Source organism: Neisseria sp. P0020.S003 (assembly GCF_051957095.1).
Taxonomy (GTDB): domain Bacteria; phylum Pseudomonadota; class Gammaproteobacteria; order Burkholderiales; family Neisseriaceae; genus Neisseria; species Neisseria subflava.
In genome coordinates, this window is record NZ_JBQCWU010000109.1 from 1 (window position 1) to 244 (window position 244).

The following is a 244-nucleotide window of genomic DNA, read 5'->3' on the forward strand; positions in this document are numbered from 1 at the left end:
TACAGCTTTATCGTCTGCTGCTTTCGCTGCGTCTTTAGCTTCGCCTGCTTTCGCTAATGCATCTGCTGCATCTGTTGCCGCTTTACCGGCTTTAGTATCAGCTGCTACCGCTTTAGCATCTGCTGCTACTGCTTTAGCATCTGCCGCTACAGCTTTATCGTCTGCTGCTTTCGCTGCATCTTTAGCTTCGCCTGCTTTCGCTAATGCATCTGCTGCATCTGTTGCCGCTTTACCGGCTTTAGTA

1 protein-coding gene is annotated in these 244 nt (G+C 50.0%); it reads right to left on the bottom strand.

Annotation, left to right across the window (positions count from 1 at the left end; all coding sequences use genetic code 11):
• Positions 1-244, bottom strand: a 244-nt coding sequence (locus ACTHTQ_RS11565; RefSeq protein WP_440363997.1) for a hypothetical protein, incomplete at both ends; no start/stop codon positions are given.